Genomic DNA, 16,235 nt, shown 5'->3' on the forward strand with positions numbered 1-16,235 from the left:
GGGCACGACCCGCGAGGGCCTCGGCCGCTTCCCCCGGCCGGGGCCTTCGCCGTCTATACCTGGCGTTTCACCCACTCAGCACCCCAACCAGGCAAATGTGATGGAGGCCACGCAACCTTTCGGGGGCCGTTGAGCGTCTTACCTAATGGGAACGCCACCGAAGCGTAAAGCGCCTCGATCGTCCAAGGCCCGCGACGTCCCAATGACGGGGTCGCCCTGGCGGCGCACGATCCGCGCACCCACGCCCTCGGCCCACCCTCCATGCGCGGCCGAGCGGACCCGACCCGGCATGACGTACCGCTCATGCGACCCCGATCCAGCGTCATGATCGGATCCGAACCCGTCGGGAACGGTGGAACGTACCCCTGCACGGGGGGCGGCCCGAACCGCCTGTGCACGCGCGACCTCCGGCGCGCGCACACGACCGGCCCACCCGGGTCCTGACCACTACGGGGAGCGAAATGACCGCTGTGACTTCGCCAGTTCACGACGCCGACACCGCCGCGGCGGCCACCGAGCGTTACGAGCGCGACGTGCTTCCGCTCACCGACCCGCTGTACGCGAGCGCCGTGCGGATGACCCGCAACACCGCCGACGCCGAGGACCTGGTGCAGGAGACCCTGGCCAAGGCCTACGTGAACTTCCACCAGTTCCAGGAGGGCACCAACCTCAAGGCCTGGCTGCACCGCATCCTCACCAACAACTTCATCAACACCTACCGCAAGCGGCAGCGCGAGCCGCAGCGGGCCGGCTCCGAGGAGCTGGAGGAGTGGCAGATCGCGCAGGCCGAGGCCGACTCCTCGGGCTTCCGCTCCGCCGAGTCCGAGGCGCTGGACCGGATCCCCGACACCCGGGTCGTGGCCGCGCTGCGGGCGCTGCCGCAGGACTTCCGGGACGCGGTCTACCTGGCCGACGTGGAGGGCTACCACTACAAGGAGATCGCCGAGATGATGGGCACCCCCATCGGCACGGTGATGTCCCGGCTGCACCGCGGCCGCAAGCAGCTCCGCGAGCTCCTGTCCGACCACCGGCGCGCCCACATCCTGGCCGCCTGACCCCTCGCATCGTGCTCCCGCGGTGGCCCCGTGACCGCGGGATCACCCATTCACCGACACGATCTGTAGTCGCATCGATACATTGAGCGATGGCCTGTGTGGTCTGTGCGGTCTGTGTGCCGCACCCGCGGGCCTTCGTCCGCTCACCTCGGGAGTATCGATGCCGCATCTCGTCGCCACCGCGCTCACCGGCGCCGCCCTCGCCCTGCTGCCCGCCGCACCGCCGGGCGGCCTGCCCTGGCCCATCGGCACCGCCGCGGCGGGCACCGCGCCGGCCGCCGCCTCCGCCGCCTCGCTCCGGCTCACCCTCACCCACCCCGGGGAGGGCACCTCGGCCGCGCGGACCGTGACGCTGCTGTGCGAGCCGGTCGGCGGCAGCCACCCCGAGGCCGCACGGGCGTGCGCGGAGCTGAGCCGCGACGACGGCGAGATCGAGCGGGCGGAGGCCGGCGACACCGCCTGCGTGATGATCTACTCACCGGTGATCGCCGAGGCGCGGGGGCACTGGCACGGCCGCCCGGTCCGGTTCCGCGCCGAGTACGGCAACGACTGCGAGATGACCGCGCGGACCGGAGCGGTCTTCCGTTTCTGACCGCGCGGATTCCGGGCCGGAGACCGCATACCCTCCCGCACCGCGGGTACGGGCGCGTGCGAAAGGGTCCCCACCAGCCGTACTCCACGGGAGGTTCGCCATGTCCCGGAGAATCGGCGACGTCATGACCGCCGCCCCGCGCGTCCTGCCGCTCGACGCCACGCTGTACGAGGCCGCGCAGCTCATGCGCGACCACGGCATCGGGGACGTGCTGGTGACCTTCTCCGGACGGCTGTGCGGTCTGATCACCGACCGGGACATCGTGATCCGCGGGGTGGCCGAGAGCCGGGACGCCGCGCACACCCCGCTCAGCGACGTCTGCACCGCCCAGCCGGTCACGCTCGGCCCGGACGACGACACCGACACCGCGCTGCGGCTGATGCGCGAGGAGGCGATCCGGCGGCTGCCCGTGGTGGACGCCTCGAACCGCCCGGTGGGGATCGTGTCGATCGGCGATCTGGCGATCGCGGACGGTGCCGGGGCGGACGTCATCTGCGACATCAGCAAGGCCCCGCCCAACCTCTGAACCGGGACCTGTGAACCGGTCCCCGCAGGTCGTCCGGGCGTAGATGTCCGCGGACGGTACGAACATCCGCTTGCACGGGATAACGTCGGCTTGTGCCACCCACCGAGTCCGTGCTCACCGACCGGCTGGCGATGGAGATCGCCCGGCTGGGCATCGTCGGCGAGTCCTCCGACATCGGCACGCTGCGCCAGGTGACCGAACTGGCGCCGCAGGCCGTGCCGGGCTGCGCCGGCGCCACCAGCATCCGCTGGGCGTTCCCGGCCGATGACGGGGCCGCGCGTCCCGAACCGCTGGCCTCCGCGGCCAGCCACCCCGACCTGGCCGAGATCGTCGACCGGCAGCTGGCCCGCCGGCACGGGCCGGTGTTCGACGTCGTCCGCAACCGGGTGCCGGTGAGCTCGGACGACGTCCTGGTCGAGGCCCGCTGGCCCGAGGCGATGACGGACATGCTCTGCCGCGGCGTCCGCACGTTCTCCACGACCCCGCACGTCAAGGACCCGGTCCTGGTGACCTTGACCCTGTTCGGGGTGTCCCCCCGCGCGCTCGCCAGGGGCCAGCACGCGCTGGCGTCGCTGCTGGTGGCGCAGAGCGGCGCGGCGATGTCGAACGTGCTCCAGTACGGCACCGTGCACCGCACCGCCGTACAGCTCCAGGAGGCGGTCGAGGCGCGGGCGGTGGTCGACCAGGCCAAGGGCATCCTGATGCACGCGCTCGGCTGCGACGCCGACGAGGCGTTCGCCGAGATGCGGCGGATCTCCCAGACCCGGCACGTGAAGCTGACCGCGCTCGCGCAGCGGATCGTGGGCGACCAAGGACTCCGCGGAGTCGCCGGCGATGACGGTGAGTACGCCCCCTAGGTGCGCGGCCGGGCAGGGCATAAGCTGCCCACGTCGGCCGCGGAGGCGCGGTGACCAGCACGGCCCGGCCTCACCGTGCCCCCTCGGACCGTAGGGAGATCCGCGATGCCCGAACACCTCGAACCCGAGTCCATGATCCGCGAAATCAGCGATCTCGAGGGCCGGATCGGCGAGCTCCGGCAGGCCGCCGGCATGCCCGAGCCCGATCTGCGGGCGACGCTGGACGCGTCCCTGGTGGAGCTGGAGCTGGCGCTGACCGCCCTCCGCACCCTGGGCAGCGGGCACGCCACCGCGGTCGGCCTCTCGGCGTCGGCCGAGACCGAGCGGCGGGTGCTGCGCACGGTGTTCCAGGACGCCCCGGTTCCGCTGTTCCTGCTGGACCGCGACACCAGCGTGCGGCGGGTCAACCGGCAGGCGGCCGCGCTGCTGGGCACCTCTCCGGGTTACGTGTCCGGCAAGCAGTTCACCGCGTTCTGCGATCTGGCGACCCGGGCGGCGCTGCGGTCGCAGCTGGCCGGGGTGGTCCGCACCGGGCGGCGGCAGCGCGTCGCGGTCCGCTTCATGGGACGGGACCGGCCGGTCGACGCGACGGTCACGCTCGCGCGGGTGTGGATCCGCGGCGAGCCCGATCCGATGGTCATCGCGGTGGCCGGGGCGTCGGGGCTGCCGGTCACCCCGCAGGCGGGCAAACCGGCGGGCGGCGGGCGGCGGATGCCCACGGCCCGGATGGACGCCGCCCACGAGCACGCCGAGCGGGAACGGGAGGAGTCGGACCTCCCGGAGACCGGCCGGGCGCCCGCGGCCGGCGGGACCGCCGCGGGCGGGGCGGTGGCCGCCCCGGGAGGGCTCGCGGCGGTGGCCCCGCGTCCGGCGGCCGTGCACGCCGAGGACGACCAGGCGGTGACCACGATCGTGCACCGCATGGACGTGCTCGCCAACGCCTGCGAACTGCTGCTGGACGAGCCGGTCTTCAACGAGACGGTGGCCGTCCGGCGCTGCGCCCGGCTGCTGGCCGCCGAGCTGGCGGACTGGGCGATCATCGACCTGGTCGGCGTGCACGGCGCGGCCGCGCAAGCCGCCCAGGCCGGGCAGAACGCGTGGCAGCCGGGCGGCGCCGATCCGGCCGCCGCCGACCCGGCGGACGCGCTGGCCCGGCAGGTGGTGATGGGCCCGGACGACGAGCGTTCGCTGGAGGCCACCCAGTCGCTGGAAGAGCTGTCCCCCGGCCCCGACACCCTCCCGTACACCGTCTTCACCACCCGGCAGAGCGCGCTGCGCCCGCACGTGGAGGACCTGGAACTGCTGGGCGCCGACCCGGACGGGCAGCCGGTGTGCGCGACGATCGGCGCGACGTCGGTGCTGTGCGTCCCCATCGAGGACGGCGACCGCTGCATCGGCACGATCACGCTCGCGGGCAGCGGTGAGCACGGCCCCTTCGACCTGGTGGACCTGGCGGTCGTCCAGCGGCTCGGGCGGTATCTGGCGCTGGTCATCCGGGCCGCGCGGCTGTACCGGCGCCGCGCCGAGGTGGCCGACACGCTGCAGTCCAGCCTGCTCCCCCGGCGGCTGCCCACGATCCCCGACATCGACCTGGGCGCCCGCTACATGGCGGCCACGCACGGCGCGGAGGTCGGCGGCGACTTCTATGACGCGTTCCAGACCAAGGAGGGCTGGGGCCTGGTGCTGGGCGACGTGTGCGGCAAGGGCGAGGACGCGGCGGCGGTGACCGCGACGGCCCGGCACGGCGTCCGGCTGGTGTCGCGGTGGCGGACGGGCCCGCACAAGATCCTCGCCGCGGTGAACGACGCGCTGCTGGAGGAGGACCGGTTCGTCACCGCGATCATGGCGGAGGTCGACCGGAAGGGCGACCGGGTCCGCGTCACGCTGGGCACCGCGGGGCACCCGCCGGCGGTCGTGGTGCGGGCGGACGGCGTGATCCGGACCGCGTCCCGCGGGGGCGTGCCGCTGGGCCTGTTCGAGGATTTCGACGCCGGGCTCGACACCCTCGACCTGGGCCCGGGGGACACCCTGTTCCTGCACTCGGACGGGGTGCTGGAGGCCTGCGACCTGGCCCGGCAGGAGTTCGGGCCGGAACGGCTGCTGGAGACCCTGGCCGCGCACGCCGCCGCGCCCGTCCAGGACATGCTGGACGCGGTGCAGAGCGCGCTACTGGGCTTCTGCGACGGCGACCTGCGCGACGACGTGTCGATGCTGGCGCTGCGAGTGCTGCCGCCATCCCTGGCGTGACCGTCGACTAGACCCGATTTATGGGGGTATGTCCGGCGCATGACCCCCGGTGACCCCAACCGCAACGAAACCGAGCACGAGCGACTCGACCGGCAGCTGATGGAGCTGCTCCAGGGCTTCCGAGTCGCGGTGACCGGCGTCCAGGTGCTGTTCGCGTTCCTCCTCACGGTCCCGTTCGCCACCGGCTTCGACCGGGTGGACGACGAGGGCCGCGTCCTGTTCTACATCGCCCTGTTCGGCGCGGCGCTGGCGTCGATCTGCTTCATCGCCCCGGTGATCCAGCACCGCATCCTGTTCCGGCTGAACCAGAAGCCGCTGCTGCTCCGGCGGGCCAACCGCTACGGGATCGGCGGCGCGATCGCGCTGGGGCTGGCCATCACCGCCTCCACCACCCTGATCGTCCACACCCTGGTGTCGGACCCGGCCGCGGTGATCACGGGCGTCGTGGTGGTCGCGCTGTGCGCCTGGGTCTGGTTCGTCCAGCCGCTGCTGACCCGCCGCACGGCGAACCGCGCGGCGGGCCGCCAGGCTCAGTAGGCCTTGCCGAAGATGACGCGCTTGCCGTACGCGGACGGCTGCCCGCACTTGACGCAGCCCCCGCTCTCCTCCGGCCCGTCGGCCGGGATGACCCGCGGGGTGGCGGCGGTGTCGGCCTTGATCTCGTCCTCGCACTCGGCGCGGCCGCAGTGGAACACCCGCGCCCAGCCGCCGTTGACCTGCTCACCGAACGCGGCGAAGTCGTCGACCTCGGCGGTGCGCCCGTCACGGAACGCCTCGGCCCGGGCCAGCAGGAACGACTGGAAGTCGGCCAGGATGCGCGGCAGCAGCTCGGGCACCTTCTCCAGCGGGATCTGCTCCTTGCCCTGGCCCTCTTCCGTCGGCAGCCGCCGGGCGAGGGTGGCGACGCCGTTCTCCAGGTCGCGCATGCCCAGCTCGATCCGCACCGGGACGCCGCGCATCTCCCACTCGTTGAACTTGAAGCCCGGCGACAGCTGCGGGCGGTTGTCGTCGACGTGCACCCGGATGCCCATGGACTTGATCGCCGCGCCCAGCTTGCGGGCCTCGGCGGCGGTGTGCTCGCCCTGCTCCTTGCGCCCGATCGGGACGATCACCACCTGGTACGGCGCCAGCCGCGGCGGCAGCACCAGGCCCTTGTCGTCCCCGTGGGTCATGATCACGCCGCCGATCATGCGGGTGCTCAGCCCCCACGACGTGGTGTGCGCGAGCCGGAGCTTGCCGTCCTCGTCCTGGTACTGGATCTCGAACGCCTTGGCGAAGTTGGTCCCCAGGTAGTGCGAGGTGCCCGACTGCAGGGCGCGGCCGTCCCGCATCATGCCCTCGATGGTGTACGTGCGGACCGCCCCGGCGAACCGCTCACCGGGCGTCTTCTCGCCCGCCACCACCGGGATCGCGGCCAGCTCCCGGGCCACCGCGGAGTAGGCGTCCAGGGCCCACATCGTCTCGCGCATCGCGTCGGCCTCGTCGGCGTGCGCGGTATGGCCCTCCTGCCACAGGAACTCCGTGGTCCGCAGGAACATCCGCGGCCGCATCTCCCAGCGGACGACGTTGGCCCACTGGTTGAGCAGCAGCGGCAGGTCGCGGTGCGAGTCGATCCACTTGGCCATGTACTCGCCGATGACCGTCTCGGAGGTGGGCCGCACGACCAGCGGCTCCTCCAGCTCCTTGCCGCCCGCGATGGTCACCACGGCCAGCTCGGGCGAGAAGCCCTCCACATGCTCGGCCTCGCGCTTGAGGTAGGACTCCGGGATGAACAGCGGGAACACGGCGTTGTCATGGCCGGCGTCCTTGATCCGCCGGTCCAGGTCGGCCTGGAGCAGCTCCCATACCCGGTACCCGTACGGTCGGATGACCATCGTGCCCCGCACCGGCCCGCGGTCGACGAGCTGGGCCTTGACCACCAGCTCGTTGTACCAGGCGGAGAAATCCTCGCTCTGCGGCGTCACACCTTCTCGACTCACGCCCTTGAGCGTACTCACTCCCGGCGCCCTGCCAGGACGCATTTCCCCGGGTGGGGTCACCCGCGCTCGGTGATCTTGTCGGCGATGAGCTCGGCGAGCCTCATCTCGTAGACCGTGTACTCGTGGGTCTCGCCGTCCCGCTCGTAGGTCCTGACGCCGTCCCCGAAGCGCCGCCGCAGCGCCGCCATCATCGCCTCGACCTCGGCGGAGGCGGCGAGCGCCCCCGCGGGCATCTCCGCGAGCGCGTCGAGCAGCACGCTGAAGCCCTCGCCGTCGTCGCAGTCCTCGCAGTCCTCGTCGACCTCGTCGTGAACGCCGCACGGCACCTCGGGCACCTCGGCCCGGCGCCGGACCTCGGCCGCGACGAGGTCCGCCGTCCCCGCCAGCCCGATCGCCCGCAAGGTGACCTTCGCCTGGTGGCGGGTGTCCCGGTAGATGTCCACGTCCTCCAGGATGTCCAGCAGGGTCGGCGTCGCGGGTGCCGAGGCCGGGCCGATCCACCGGAGCGCCGTCATGAGCCGGTACTTGGTCGTCTCGTCCTGCCACCACGTCCCGCTGTCCTCCTGAGCCGGGAACGGAAACGCCCGCAGCGCGTCATGCAGCGCCGGGACGGCGGCGGCGCCCCGTTCCGCGAGGGCGGCGGAGGTCAGCACGCCGAGGAAGTTCCCGATGCCGGGCAGGCTCTCGATCAGCGCTTCCACCGTCGGCGCGCGGTCGCCGGTGAAGCACTCCAGCAGCCAAGCGGCGGAGGCGGCGCCCCACCGGTCGAACATCCCGTAGAGCGCGGTGGTGGCGGCGTCCCTGTCGATCTCCGCCAGCGCGAGCACGCCCGCCTCCCGGACCCGCGGCTCCTCGGAGCGGACGATCAAGGTCTCCAGCGCCTCGACCGCCTCCGCACGTGGGAACGGGTCGTCGTCGAGGGCGCCGAGCGCGCAGGCCGCGTCCACAGCGGCGGGGCCGTCGGCCCAGTACGCGCGGACGTCCTCCACGAGGACCTCGACGTCGAGATCCGCGCCCGGGCGGGACGGCCGGCCGGTCCGCTCGGGTTCGAGCCGGCCGCGGCCGGCCCAGGCGAGGACGTGCACCTGGCCGCCCGCCCCGCCGACCAGCCACCGCCGCCCGTCCGGCGAGCCGGCGGCCGCGGTGAGCGCCCACGGGTCCTCGTGGCCGTAGGGGACGACGGGACGGTCCTCGGGCGCGGGCGAGAAACGGGCGAGCGGGCGGTGCCCGTGCATCCGCCACAGCGCGGCCGTCCCGTCCTGCCCGACCGAGAGCACCAGCCCGGCGCGGGGCGCGAGGGCGAGCGCCCGGACCCGTCCCTCGTGCGCCCGGACGCCTCCCAGTCGGTGGCCGGTGCGGGCGTCCCACCAGGTCAGGGAGCCGTCCCGGCCGCCGAGGACGACCAGCGGCGCGTCCGGGTGCGCGGCGATCGCCGCGGGCCGCTCGTCCGGGGCGAATCCGGCGACACGCTCCCCCGAGGCGGCGTCCAGCACGGTCACACCGTCCCGGCGCGGCGACACCACCAGCCGCCCCCCGTCGCAAACGCACAGCAGCCCTTGCCGGACCGGCTCGCCTTCCTGATAGGCCCAGACCAGCGCGGGGTCGGGCCACCCGTCCAGGGGAGGCATGCGCCAGGCGCTCACGCGCCCGTCGGCCCCACCCGTGATGATCAGCTCTGTTTCGGACAGGGCCAGCGCGTCGAGCGTGCCGGACCACTGGAACCGGCCATGATGCGAGCCGTCCAGGGCCCACCACCGCAGGTCACCGCCATCGGCGACCATGGCCGACCGTCCGCCGTGCCCGAGGATCAGCGCCCCCGCGCGGTTCTCCTCGCCCACCCGCCGCCACTCCAGGCCGTCGTCGTCCAGCCTCCAGCGGGACGCGCCGCAACCGGCGGTGACCAGCTCCGTCTCACCGGTGAAGACGGCGGCGGTGACCGGGAGTCCACCGACGCCCACGGACGCTCGCAACCCGCCGTAGCGCAGGTCCCAGAACCGGACCTCACCGGAGCGCGCACCCGTCGCCCCCAGCGTCCCGTCAGGTGAGATCGCCACGGCCGTGACACGGTCGCCGTGGTCGCCGTCCGGCGCGGAATAAAGATCATCATGACCGGGCATCGCAGCTTGATACCACGGCATGCCCCATCGCCGACACTAGAATTCTTCCCCGTCCGCCACCCGAACCGGGAGCCGTGAATGCGCTGGTCCCAGGCCCATATCCCGACGCTGCGCGACGACCCCGCGGAGGCCGAGGCGGCGAGCCACCGGCTGCTGCTGCGCGCCGGGTACGTCCGGCAGCTCACCGCGGGCCACTACTCGCTGCTGCCGCTGGCGGTACGGGTCCGCACCAAGATCATCGCCATTGTCCGTGACGAGATGGACCGCATCGGCGCGCAGGAGATGCTGCTCCCCGCCCTGCACCCTGCCGAGCCGTGGCGCCGCTCAGGCCGCTGGGAGCTGATGGGGCAGGAGATGTTCCGGCTCCGCGACCGCCGCGACGCCGAGCTGGCGCTCGGCATGACGCACGAGGAGATCTTCGCGACGGTCGCGCGGGAGCTGAACTCCTACCGGCAGCTGCCGCAGCAGTGGTACCAGTTCCAGACCAAGTTCCGGGACGAGCCGCGCCCCAAGGGCGGCCTGCTGCGCACCCGCGAGTTCACCATGAAGGACGCCTACAGCTTCGACCTCGACCGGGCGGGGCTGGACGTCTCGTTCGAGGCCTACCACGGCGCGTACACGCGGATCTTCGAGCGCCTCGGCCTTCCGGTGCTGGCGGTGGAGGCGTCCAGCGGGACGATGGGCGGCGCCGGCTCCACCGAGTTCATGTGCCCCGCCGCGGCGGGCGAGGACCTGGTCGTACACAGCCCGTCCTGCGGCTACGCGGCCAACATCGAGCGGGCGACGGCCGTGCTCGACACCGTCGAGGACGGCCCCGGGCCGCCCGCGCCCGAGCCGTTCGACACCCCGGGCGTCCGCACGATCGAGGACCTGGCCCGCGACCACGACGCCCCGGCCGACCGCCAGATCAAGACGCTCGTCTACGTCCTGGACGGCCGGCTCACGCTCGTCCTGCTGCGCGGCGACCATCCCCTGAACGAGCAGAAGCTGGTGGACGCGACCGGCGCCGCCGACCCGCGCGCCGCCGCCCCCGACGAGATCCGCGCGGCGCTGGGCGCGCTGCCGGGCAGCCTGGGCGCGGTGGGCGTCACGGACCTCCCGGTGATCGCGGACGAGGCGCTGCGCGGCCGCCGCGCCATGTTCACCGGCGCGAACCGCGACGACGTCCACCTGCGCGGCGTGGACGTCGAGCGCGACATCGAGGTCGGTGCCTGGGCCGATCTGCGCGAGGTGGCCGAGGGCGAGCCGTGCCCGCGCTGCGCCGAGCCGCTGCGGATCACCCGCACGATCGAGGTCGGGCACATCTTCAAGCTGGGCGACCGCTACGCCCGCGCCCTGGGCGCCGAGGTCCTGGACCCGGAGGGCAAGCGGGTCCCGATCACGATGGGCAGCTACGGCATCGGCATAGAGCGCGCACTGGCCGCGATCGTCGAGGTCCACCACGACGATCGCGGCATCATCTGGCCCACGGCCGTCGCCCCGTACCAGGTCACGGTCGTCGTCGCCCAGTCCAACGACGACCCCACCGTGGCGGCGGGCGACACGCTCTACCGGGAACTCCTCGCCGCCGGGATCGAGACGATCATCGACGACCGGCCGGAACGCGCCGGCGTGAAGTTCCGCGACGCCGAACTGACCGGCATCCCGTACCGCCTCACCGTCGGCAAGCGCGGCCTGGCCGAAGGCACGGTCGAGATCACCAGCCGCTCCACCACCGAAACCCAGAAGGTGCCACTCGCCGAGGCAGTCCCCCACCTACACACCCTCCTCCCCTAAGGAGCCGGACGGCCCACTGCCCAAGGAAAGCGAATTTCTGGGCGACTCTGAAGTCACATGACCACCACATTTCCCCGAGAACCATCCTCCAGCAAGTGAGCACTACCTTTTCAGCAACTCCCATGCAGGACGTTTTTTCGTAGTATTCACGCTAGAGTTCAGCAGAGAGGATCAAGGAAGTGGGCAAGCACGAGGGCAAGCCGCAGCCGATCAAATCACCCAAACCCGAAAAGCCCAACCCCGACACTCCAACCAAAGGCGGAGGAAAGCGGGAGAAGTGACCGCCGTCGACGACGCCTCCCACCACGCCGAACGCCTCATAGAGCGGCTCGCCGCGTCCGGGCACCTCAAAGACGCCTATGTGCGGGAAGCATTCCGAGACGTCCCCCGCCACCGGTTCATTCCGCACGTCGCGTTGGCCTGCCCCAACGATCGGGAAGCGCATCTGATCGACAGGGACGGCGATCCGCGCGCATGGTGGAACGCCGTGTACGACGATGCCCCGATCATCACCCAACTGGACGACGGGGCGGTCGACCTGGATACCGGAAACGGCGACTATACGTCATCCTGTTCGGCTCCGAGCACCGTCGCTTCTCTCCTGGAGTTGGCAGACCTTGACCGCGATCATCGGGTCTTGGAAATCGGCACCGGGACCGGCTGGACAGCCGCTCTCACGTCGCACATCGTCGGAGAAAGCAACGTGGTCTCCATCGAGGTGGACAGCGATGTGGCCAAGCAGGCGGCGAGCAACCTGGCCGCCGCCGGGTACGCCCCGAAACTGCTTGTAGGGGACGGTGCCACCCTCCACCCGGACGGCGCCCCTTTCGACCGAGTTCACGCCACATGCGCGGTGTCCACCGTCCCGTACGAGTGGATAGCGCAGGCACGACCAGGGGGAACCGTAGTCACCCCCTACAGTCCCGGGTTCGGCTACAGCCACGAACTACGACTTGTGGTCAAGCCGGACGGTACGGCGATAGGACGATTCCCAGGCTTCGCCTCTTACATGCTTCTGCGTTCCCAACGCCGCAGCGGCCTGGTCAGCGGGCGCAGGTGGGCAGAGCACGACATCACCCGGAGCACGACCCGGACAGACCCACGCACGATCGCTCATGCCCCCGCCGGGGCCGATCTCGCCATGTTCGCTCTGACCCGGGCCCACACCCGCACCGAGGCCGACGCCGACGGTTTCACCCTGTGGGTCTTGGACCCCGACGACGCCGACCGATGGACGGCCGTCACCCACCGGCCCGACCACGACGAGTACGAGGTGCAACAGGCCGGAAACCGGCACCTCTGGGAAGAGGTCACCTCCGCCTACTTCACGTGGGTCGACTGGGGGCAGCCTGACCGCGACCGGTTCGGGATGACCGTCGCCCCAGACGGCGACCACCTCTGGCTTGACCGCCCCGGCAACATCATCAGTTCGCATCACTGACGCTGCCGGAAGTTCCGCGACGCCGAGCTGACCGGCATCCAACCGCTCCACCACCGAAACCCAGAAGCTCCCCATCCTCGAGGCCGTCCCCCTCCGTGCCCTCCTCGCGTAGAGGACGGCCTATCGGACGCGATGCCTCCCCTGATACCGAGGCCGCCGCCCGGTCCGCTGCGAACGCGGTGACCGACGTGGCCAGGACCACCGCGCCGCACGTGACGAGCGTCCACACCAGGATCGCAACACCGCCGCCCGCGCTCACAAACCCACCGACGTCCAACACAGGCCCCGCCGCAGAGACGCGGCGGAGCCAGCCGCAGGTTCGCGGGGCCGCACGAGCACGTTGGACAGCACATCCGCTGCTCGGCTAGATCTCGAACCACGAGAGCAGCCGCCCTTCGGCGTCGACACGGTGCCCGGAGCTCTTCGCCAGCGCCTCCACCAGGAAAACACCCCTGCCATTGACGCGCAGTGCATCCTCCGCACACCGCGTCGGCGTTGTCTTCCCTCCGTCGTCCAGAACCTCGACACGCAGCACGGCACCGCTGGTACTCAAGGTCAACGTGACCACTCCGCCATGACGCGAGTCGGAGTGAACGAGGCTGTTGGTCACCGTTTCCGAGCTGAGCAGGACTGCGTCGTCCACCCGCTCAGACTCGACGGGACAGTACGTTCCGATGATGTCGGCGACGAACCGCCAGAACACCCCCACGCTCGCGGTCTCCCCAGGCAACGTGACCGCGCCCAGGACCCTCCCCTCCACCGCCGCGGCGTCGCATCGCTTGCTCAAATCTCAGTTTCGCCATCTCATTGAGATGGCGGCCCTGGATAATGTCCACCTGCGCGTGATCCCGTACACGGCGGGCCTCTACCCTTCGGCCGGCTATCCGTTCGTGATCCTCGGTTTCCCAGAACCCGTCGACCCCGATGTCGTCCTGGTAGAGAACCGGGCCGGGGAGCGCTACTTCGACAACGCCCAGGAAGTAGCCGGTTTCCACGCCGACTTCAAGCACATCGCCGAGAGCTCATTGCCGGAAGAGGCGACCCTTGCACTGCTTCGCAGGCCTTTGTCCGGGACGATAAGGCAATGACCGATGACATCACCAGCGCCGTATGGCGCAAGAGCAGTTGGTCCGACACCGCCGCCAACCAGTGCGTGGAGGTGGCCCGACTGGGCTGCGTCGTCGCGGTCCGTGACTCGAAAGCCCCTGACCCGCCGCACCTGGTCATGACGGCGGAGGCATGGACGAGCCTGGTAGCACGAGTCCGCGGGCACATCGAGTAGCCGGCATCTGGGGCGCAGACCTTGAGGGGATTGATCCGCTGCGCCAACTGGTCGCGTCGCCCACTGAGCCTGGACTGAAAACCGGTTGCCTCCGTCGCTTGGGGGCTCACAGACTCGGAGGTCGGGTCTGGAGGGGAGCGGCGTGGGGCATATCGAGGTCGGGCATGTCGGGCATGTTTTGCCTGATGGGCGGGTGCTGCTCGACGATGTCTCGTTCCGGGTCGGCGACGGGTTGACCGCGGCGCTGGTCGGGCCGAACGGGGCGGGCAAGACGACGCTGCTGCGGATGATCGCCGGTGATCTGGCGCCGCTGGAGGGGTCGGTCTCGTCCAGCGGCGGGCTCGGGGTGATGCGGCAGTTCGTCGGGAACGTACGGGACGACTCGTCGGTCCGGGACCTGCTGCTGACGACGGCGGCGCCGCGGCTCCGGGACGCGGCGGCGGCGCTGGAGGCCGCCGAGCTGGCGATGGTCGAGCGCGACGACGAGCCCAGCCAGCTCCGCTACGCGAACGCCTTGGCGGTGTGGGGCGACGCCGGTGGGTACGACGCCGAGGTGCTCTGGGACGCCTGCACCGTCGCCGCGCTCGGCATCCCGTTCGAGAAGTGCCAGTACCGGCGGGTGGCGACGCTGTCGGGCGGGGAACAGAAGCGGCTGGTATTGGAGGCGCTGCTGCGCGGCCCGGACGAGGTGCTGCTGCTGGACGAGCCCGACAACTATCTGGACGTGCCTGGCAAGCGGTGGCTGGAGGCGCGGCTCCGGGAGACGTCCAAGACGGTCCTGCTGGTCTCGCACGACCGCGAGCTGCTCGACCGCGCCGCCGAGCGGATCGTCACGGTGGAAGCCGGGAAGGTCTGGGTGCACGGCGGCCGGTTCGCCACCTACGCGCAGGCCCGGCGGGACCGCAACGAACGCCTGGAGGAGTTGCGCCGACGCTGGGACGAGGAGCACGTCAAGCTGAAGCGGCTGGTCAACACGCTCAAGCAGAAGGCGACGTTCAACGATGACATGGCGTCCCGCTACCGGGCGGCGCAGACGCGGTTGCGCCGGTTCGAGGAGGCGGGGCCGCCGGAGATCCCGCCGCGGGACCAGACGCTGAAGATGCGGCTGCGCGGCGGGCGGACCGGGAAACGGGCTGTGATGTGCGAGGGCCTGGAGCTGACCGGGCTGATGCGGCCGTTCGACGCCGAGCTCTGGTTCGGGGAGCGGGTCGCGGTGCTGGGCTCCAACGGGTCCGGGAAATCGCACTTCCTGCGGCTGCTGGCGGGCGAGGACGTCGCTCACACGGGCGTGGCGCGGTTGGGGGCGCGGGTCGTGCCGGGGCTGTTCGCGCAGACGCACAGCCGGCCCGACCTGGAGGGCCGCACGCCGTGCGAGATCGTGATGACCGAGCACGCCCGGCTGCGGAACGCCGCGATGTCGGCGCTGGCCCGCTACGAGCTGCAGGTGTGCGCGGAGCAGCCGTTCGAGACGCTGTCGGGCGGCCAGCAGGCGCGGTTGCAGGTCCTGCTGCTGGAGCTGGGCGGGGCGACGCTGCTGCTCCTGGACGAGCCGACCGACAACCTCGACCTGGCGAGTGCGGAGGCGTTGCAGGACGGGCTGGAGGCGTACGAGGGGACGGTCCTGGCGGTCACGCACGACCGCTGGTTCGCGCGGTCGTTCGACCGGTTCCTGGTGTTCGGGGCCGACGGGACGGTGTACGAACCGGAGGAGCCGGTCTGGGACGAGTCCCGCGTGAACCGGGTCAGAGGGTGAGGTCGAAGGAGACCTCGACCTCGTCGGCCAGCTTGAGCGCGCCGAAGAACGCGGAGTAGGGCTTGATGCCCCATCGGGTCTGCTTGACGGTGGCGTCGCCGCGGACCCGGTCGTCGTCGGTGCGGGCGCGCAGGGTCAGCGGTGCGGTCCGGCCGGCGACCGTCAGCTCGCCGTCGACGCTGTACTCCCCCGCGGAGCCGGCGGCCCGGGTGGCGGTGAAGGTGATCTCCGGGTGCCGGGCGGCGTCGAGGACCTTGCGCAGGTTCTTGGCGATCTCGGCGCGGTCCTGGTCGGACAGCGGCCGCACGCCGCCGGTGCCCTCACGGACCTCCAGGCCGTCCACCGGGACGGTCACCGCGGCCGAGAAGCCCTCGGTGGTGGCCGAGTCCGCGGTGTCCCCGGGCAGCGTCAGCGTGCCGGACCAGCGGGCTGCCTCGATCGTGAGGTCGTGGCCGGCCCGCCGGCCGAGCCCGCTCCGGCCGGTCTTGACGAGCAGCCGCCCGCTGTCGGGACCGAGCTCGATCGTCGCCATACCCCCAGCCTAGGCCCTGTCTCGATGTGGCCTTAGGTACCGCGCGAGCGCGCTACCTGGCCGGTTAGGCGACGCCGG

At 71.7% G+C, this 16,235-nt stretch carries 15 protein-coding genes; 11 read left to right on the top strand and 4 right to left on the bottom strand.

All coding sequences use genetic code 11. The features are described from left to right. Nucleotides 1-461: 461 nt before the first annotated feature. The 6 genes from ABD340_RS28810 (at nucleotide 462) to ABD340_RS28835 (ending at nucleotide 5,814) form a co-directional block, all read left to right on the top strand. Nucleotides 462-1,055 (top strand): sigma-70 family RNA polymerase sigma factor, encoded by a 594-nt coding sequence (locus tag ABD340_RS28810; protein ID WP_344593110.1) that lies wholly within the window; start codon nucleotides 462-464, stop codon nucleotides 1,053-1,055. A 160-nt stretch (nucleotides 1,056-1,215) separates the two neighbouring features. After that, entirely contained in the window at nucleotides 1,216-1,647 is a 432-nt protein-coding gene (locus tag ABD340_RS28815; protein WP_344593111.1) for an SSI family serine proteinase inhibitor, read from the top strand. Nucleotides 1,648-1,747: 100 nt separating this feature from the next. Next, entirely contained in the window at nucleotides 1,748-2,173 is a 426-nt protein-coding gene (locus ABD340_RS28820) for a CBS domain-containing protein (RefSeq protein ID WP_344593112.1), read from the top strand. Between the two features lie 92 nt (nucleotides 2,174-2,265). Further along, nucleotides 2,266-3,030, top strand: a complete 765-nt coding sequence (locus tag ABD340_RS28825) for an ANTAR domain-containing protein (RefSeq protein WP_344593113.1) — start codon at nucleotides 2,266-2,268, stop codon at nucleotides 3,028-3,030. A gap of 105 nt (nucleotides 3,031-3,135) precedes the next feature. Continuing rightward, nucleotides 3,136-5,277: a SpoIIE family protein phosphatase gene (locus ABD340_RS28830; protein WP_344593114.1), complete on the top strand. Its 2,142-nt coding sequence runs from the start codon at nucleotides 3,136-3,138 to the stop codon at nucleotides 5,275-5,277. A gap of 39 nt (nucleotides 5,278-5,316) precedes the next feature. Continuing rightward, nucleotides 5,317-5,814, top strand: a complete 498-nt coding sequence (locus ABD340_RS28835; protein ID WP_344593116.1) for a DUF6328 family protein — start codon at nucleotides 5,317-5,319, stop codon at nucleotides 5,812-5,814. Here ABD340_RS28835 and proS read toward each other — a convergent pair. Both proS and ABD340_RS28845 read right to left on the bottom strand, forming a co-directional pair. Then, on the bottom strand, nucleotides 5,808-7,256 hold the full coding sequence (gene proS / locus ABD340_RS28840; RefSeq protein WP_344593118.1) for a proline--tRNA ligase: 1,449 nt from the start codon (nucleotides 7,254-7,256) through the stop codon (nucleotides 5,808-5,810). The two genes, ABD340_RS28835 and proS, sit on opposite strands and share 7 nt — an antisense overlap. Nucleotides 7,257-7,312: 56 nt before the next feature. Then, nucleotides 7,313-9,373, bottom strand: coding sequence for a WD40 repeat domain-containing protein (locus tag ABD340_RS28845; protein ID WP_344593119.1), 2,061 nt, complete (start codon nucleotides 9,371-9,373; stop codon nucleotides 7,313-7,315). 78 nt (nucleotides 9,374-9,451) lie between these two features. Here ABD340_RS28845 and ABD340_RS28850 point away from each other — a divergent pair, with 78 nt between their 5' ends. Then, nucleotides 9,452-11,149 carry a proline--tRNA ligase gene (locus tag ABD340_RS28850; RefSeq protein ID WP_344593120.1) on the top strand — a complete coding sequence of 566 codons (1,698 nt, stop codon included), beginning with the start codon at nucleotides 9,452-9,454 and terminating at the stop codon, nucleotides 11,147-11,149. A 277-nt stretch (nucleotides 11,150-11,426) separates the two neighbouring features. Next, nucleotides 11,427-12,590 carry a methyltransferase domain-containing protein gene (locus ABD340_RS28855; RefSeq protein WP_344593122.1) on the top strand — a complete coding sequence of 388 codons (1,164 nt, stop codon included), beginning with the start codon at nucleotides 11,427-11,429 and terminating at the stop codon, nucleotides 12,588-12,590. Nucleotides 12,591-12,954: 364 nt separating this feature from the next. On the opposite strand, the gene ABD340_RS28860 is transcribed toward ABD340_RS28855, so the two are convergent. Continuing rightward, the gene (locus ABD340_RS28860) at nucleotides 12,955-13,350 is read right to left on the bottom strand and encodes an ATP-binding protein (protein ID WP_344593124.1); all 396 of its coding nucleotides are present in this window, start codon (nucleotides 13,348-13,350) and stop codon (nucleotides 12,955-12,957) included. Between ABD340_RS28860 and ABD340_RS28865 the strand changes: the two genes are divergently transcribed. The 3 genes from ABD340_RS28865 to ABD340_RS28875 all read left to right on the top strand — a co-directional run bounded on the left by ABD340_RS28865 (nucleotide 13,265) and on the right by ABD340_RS28875 (nucleotide 15,625). Next, nucleotides 13,265-13,678 (top strand): Scr1 family TA system antitoxin-like transcriptional regulator, encoded by a 414-nt coding sequence (locus ABD340_RS28865; RefSeq protein ID WP_344593126.1) that lies wholly within the window; start codon nucleotides 13,265-13,267, stop codon nucleotides 13,676-13,678. The two genes, ABD340_RS28860 and ABD340_RS28865, sit on opposite strands and share 86 nt — an antisense overlap. Continuing rightward, nucleotides 13,675-13,872 carry a DUF397 domain-containing protein gene (locus ABD340_RS28870; protein WP_344593128.1) on the top strand — a complete coding sequence of 66 codons (198 nt, stop codon included), beginning with the start codon at nucleotides 13,675-13,677 and terminating at the stop codon, nucleotides 13,870-13,872. Before ABD340_RS28865 ends, ABD340_RS28870 begins: the two co-directional genes overlap by 4 nt. A gap of 142 nt (nucleotides 13,873-14,014) precedes the next feature. Next, nucleotides 14,015-15,625 carry an ABC-F family ATP-binding cassette domain-containing protein gene (locus ABD340_RS28875; RefSeq protein ID WP_344593129.1) on the top strand — a complete coding sequence of 537 codons (1,611 nt, stop codon included), beginning with the start codon at nucleotides 14,015-14,017 and terminating at the stop codon, nucleotides 15,623-15,625. Here the strand turns inward: ABD340_RS28875 and ABD340_RS28880 are convergent. Beyond that, on the bottom strand, nucleotides 15,615-16,157 hold the full coding sequence (locus tag ABD340_RS28880; RefSeq protein ID WP_344593130.1) for a YceI family protein: 543 nt from the start codon (nucleotides 16,155-16,157) through the stop codon (nucleotides 15,615-15,617). The two genes, ABD340_RS28875 and ABD340_RS28880, sit on opposite strands and share 11 nt — an antisense overlap. Between the last annotated feature and the right edge of the window lie 78 nt (nucleotides 16,158-16,235).

The sequence above is a fragment of the Actinomadura vinacea genome, assembly GCF_039532545.1.
Classification (GTDB): domain Bacteria; phylum Actinomycetota; class Actinomycetes; order Streptosporangiales; family Streptosporangiaceae; genus Spirillospora; species Spirillospora vinacea.

What these genes read in the sequence shown, in the direction of transcription:
- ABD340_RS28810 (WP_344593110.1), top strand. Translation starts at nt 462, where the DNA reads ATGACCGCTGTGACTTCGCCAGTTCACGACGCCGACACCGCCGCGGCG.
- ABD340_RS28815 (WP_344593111.1), top strand. Translation starts at nt 1,216, where the DNA reads ATGCCGCATCTCGTCGCCACCGCGCTCACCGGCGCCGCCCTCGCCCTG.
- ABD340_RS28820 (WP_344593112.1), top strand. Translation starts at nt 1,748, where the DNA reads ATGTCCCGGAGAATCGGCGACGTCATGACCGCCGCCCCGCGCGTCCTG.
- ABD340_RS28830 (WP_344593114.1), top strand. Translation starts at nt 3,136, where the DNA reads ATGCCCGAACACCTCGAACCCGAGTCCATGATCCGCGAAATCAGCGAT.
- ABD340_RS28835 (WP_344593116.1), top strand. Translation starts at nt 5,317, where the DNA reads ATGACCCCCGGTGACCCCAACCGCAACGAAACCGAGCACGAGCGACTC.
- ABD340_RS28845 (WP_344593119.1), bottom strand. Translation starts at nt 9,373, where the DNA reads ATGCCCGGTCATGATGATCTTTATTCCGCGCCGGACGGCGACCACGGC.
- ABD340_RS28850 (WP_344593120.1), top strand. Translation starts at nt 9,452, where the DNA reads ATGCGCTGGTCCCAGGCCCATATCCCGACGCTGCGCGACGACCCCGCG.
- ABD340_RS28865 (WP_344593126.1), top strand. Translation starts at nt 13,265, where the DNA reads ATGATGTCGGCGACGAACCGCCAGAACACCCCCACGCTCGCGGTCTCC.
- ABD340_RS28870 (WP_344593128.1), top strand. Translation starts at nt 13,675, where the DNA reads ATGACCGATGACATCACCAGCGCCGTATGGCGCAAGAGCAGTTGGTCC.
- ABD340_RS28880 (WP_344593130.1), bottom strand. Translation starts at nt 16,157, where the DNA reads ATGGCGACGATCGAGCTCGGTCCCGACAGCGGGCGGCTGCTCGTCAAG.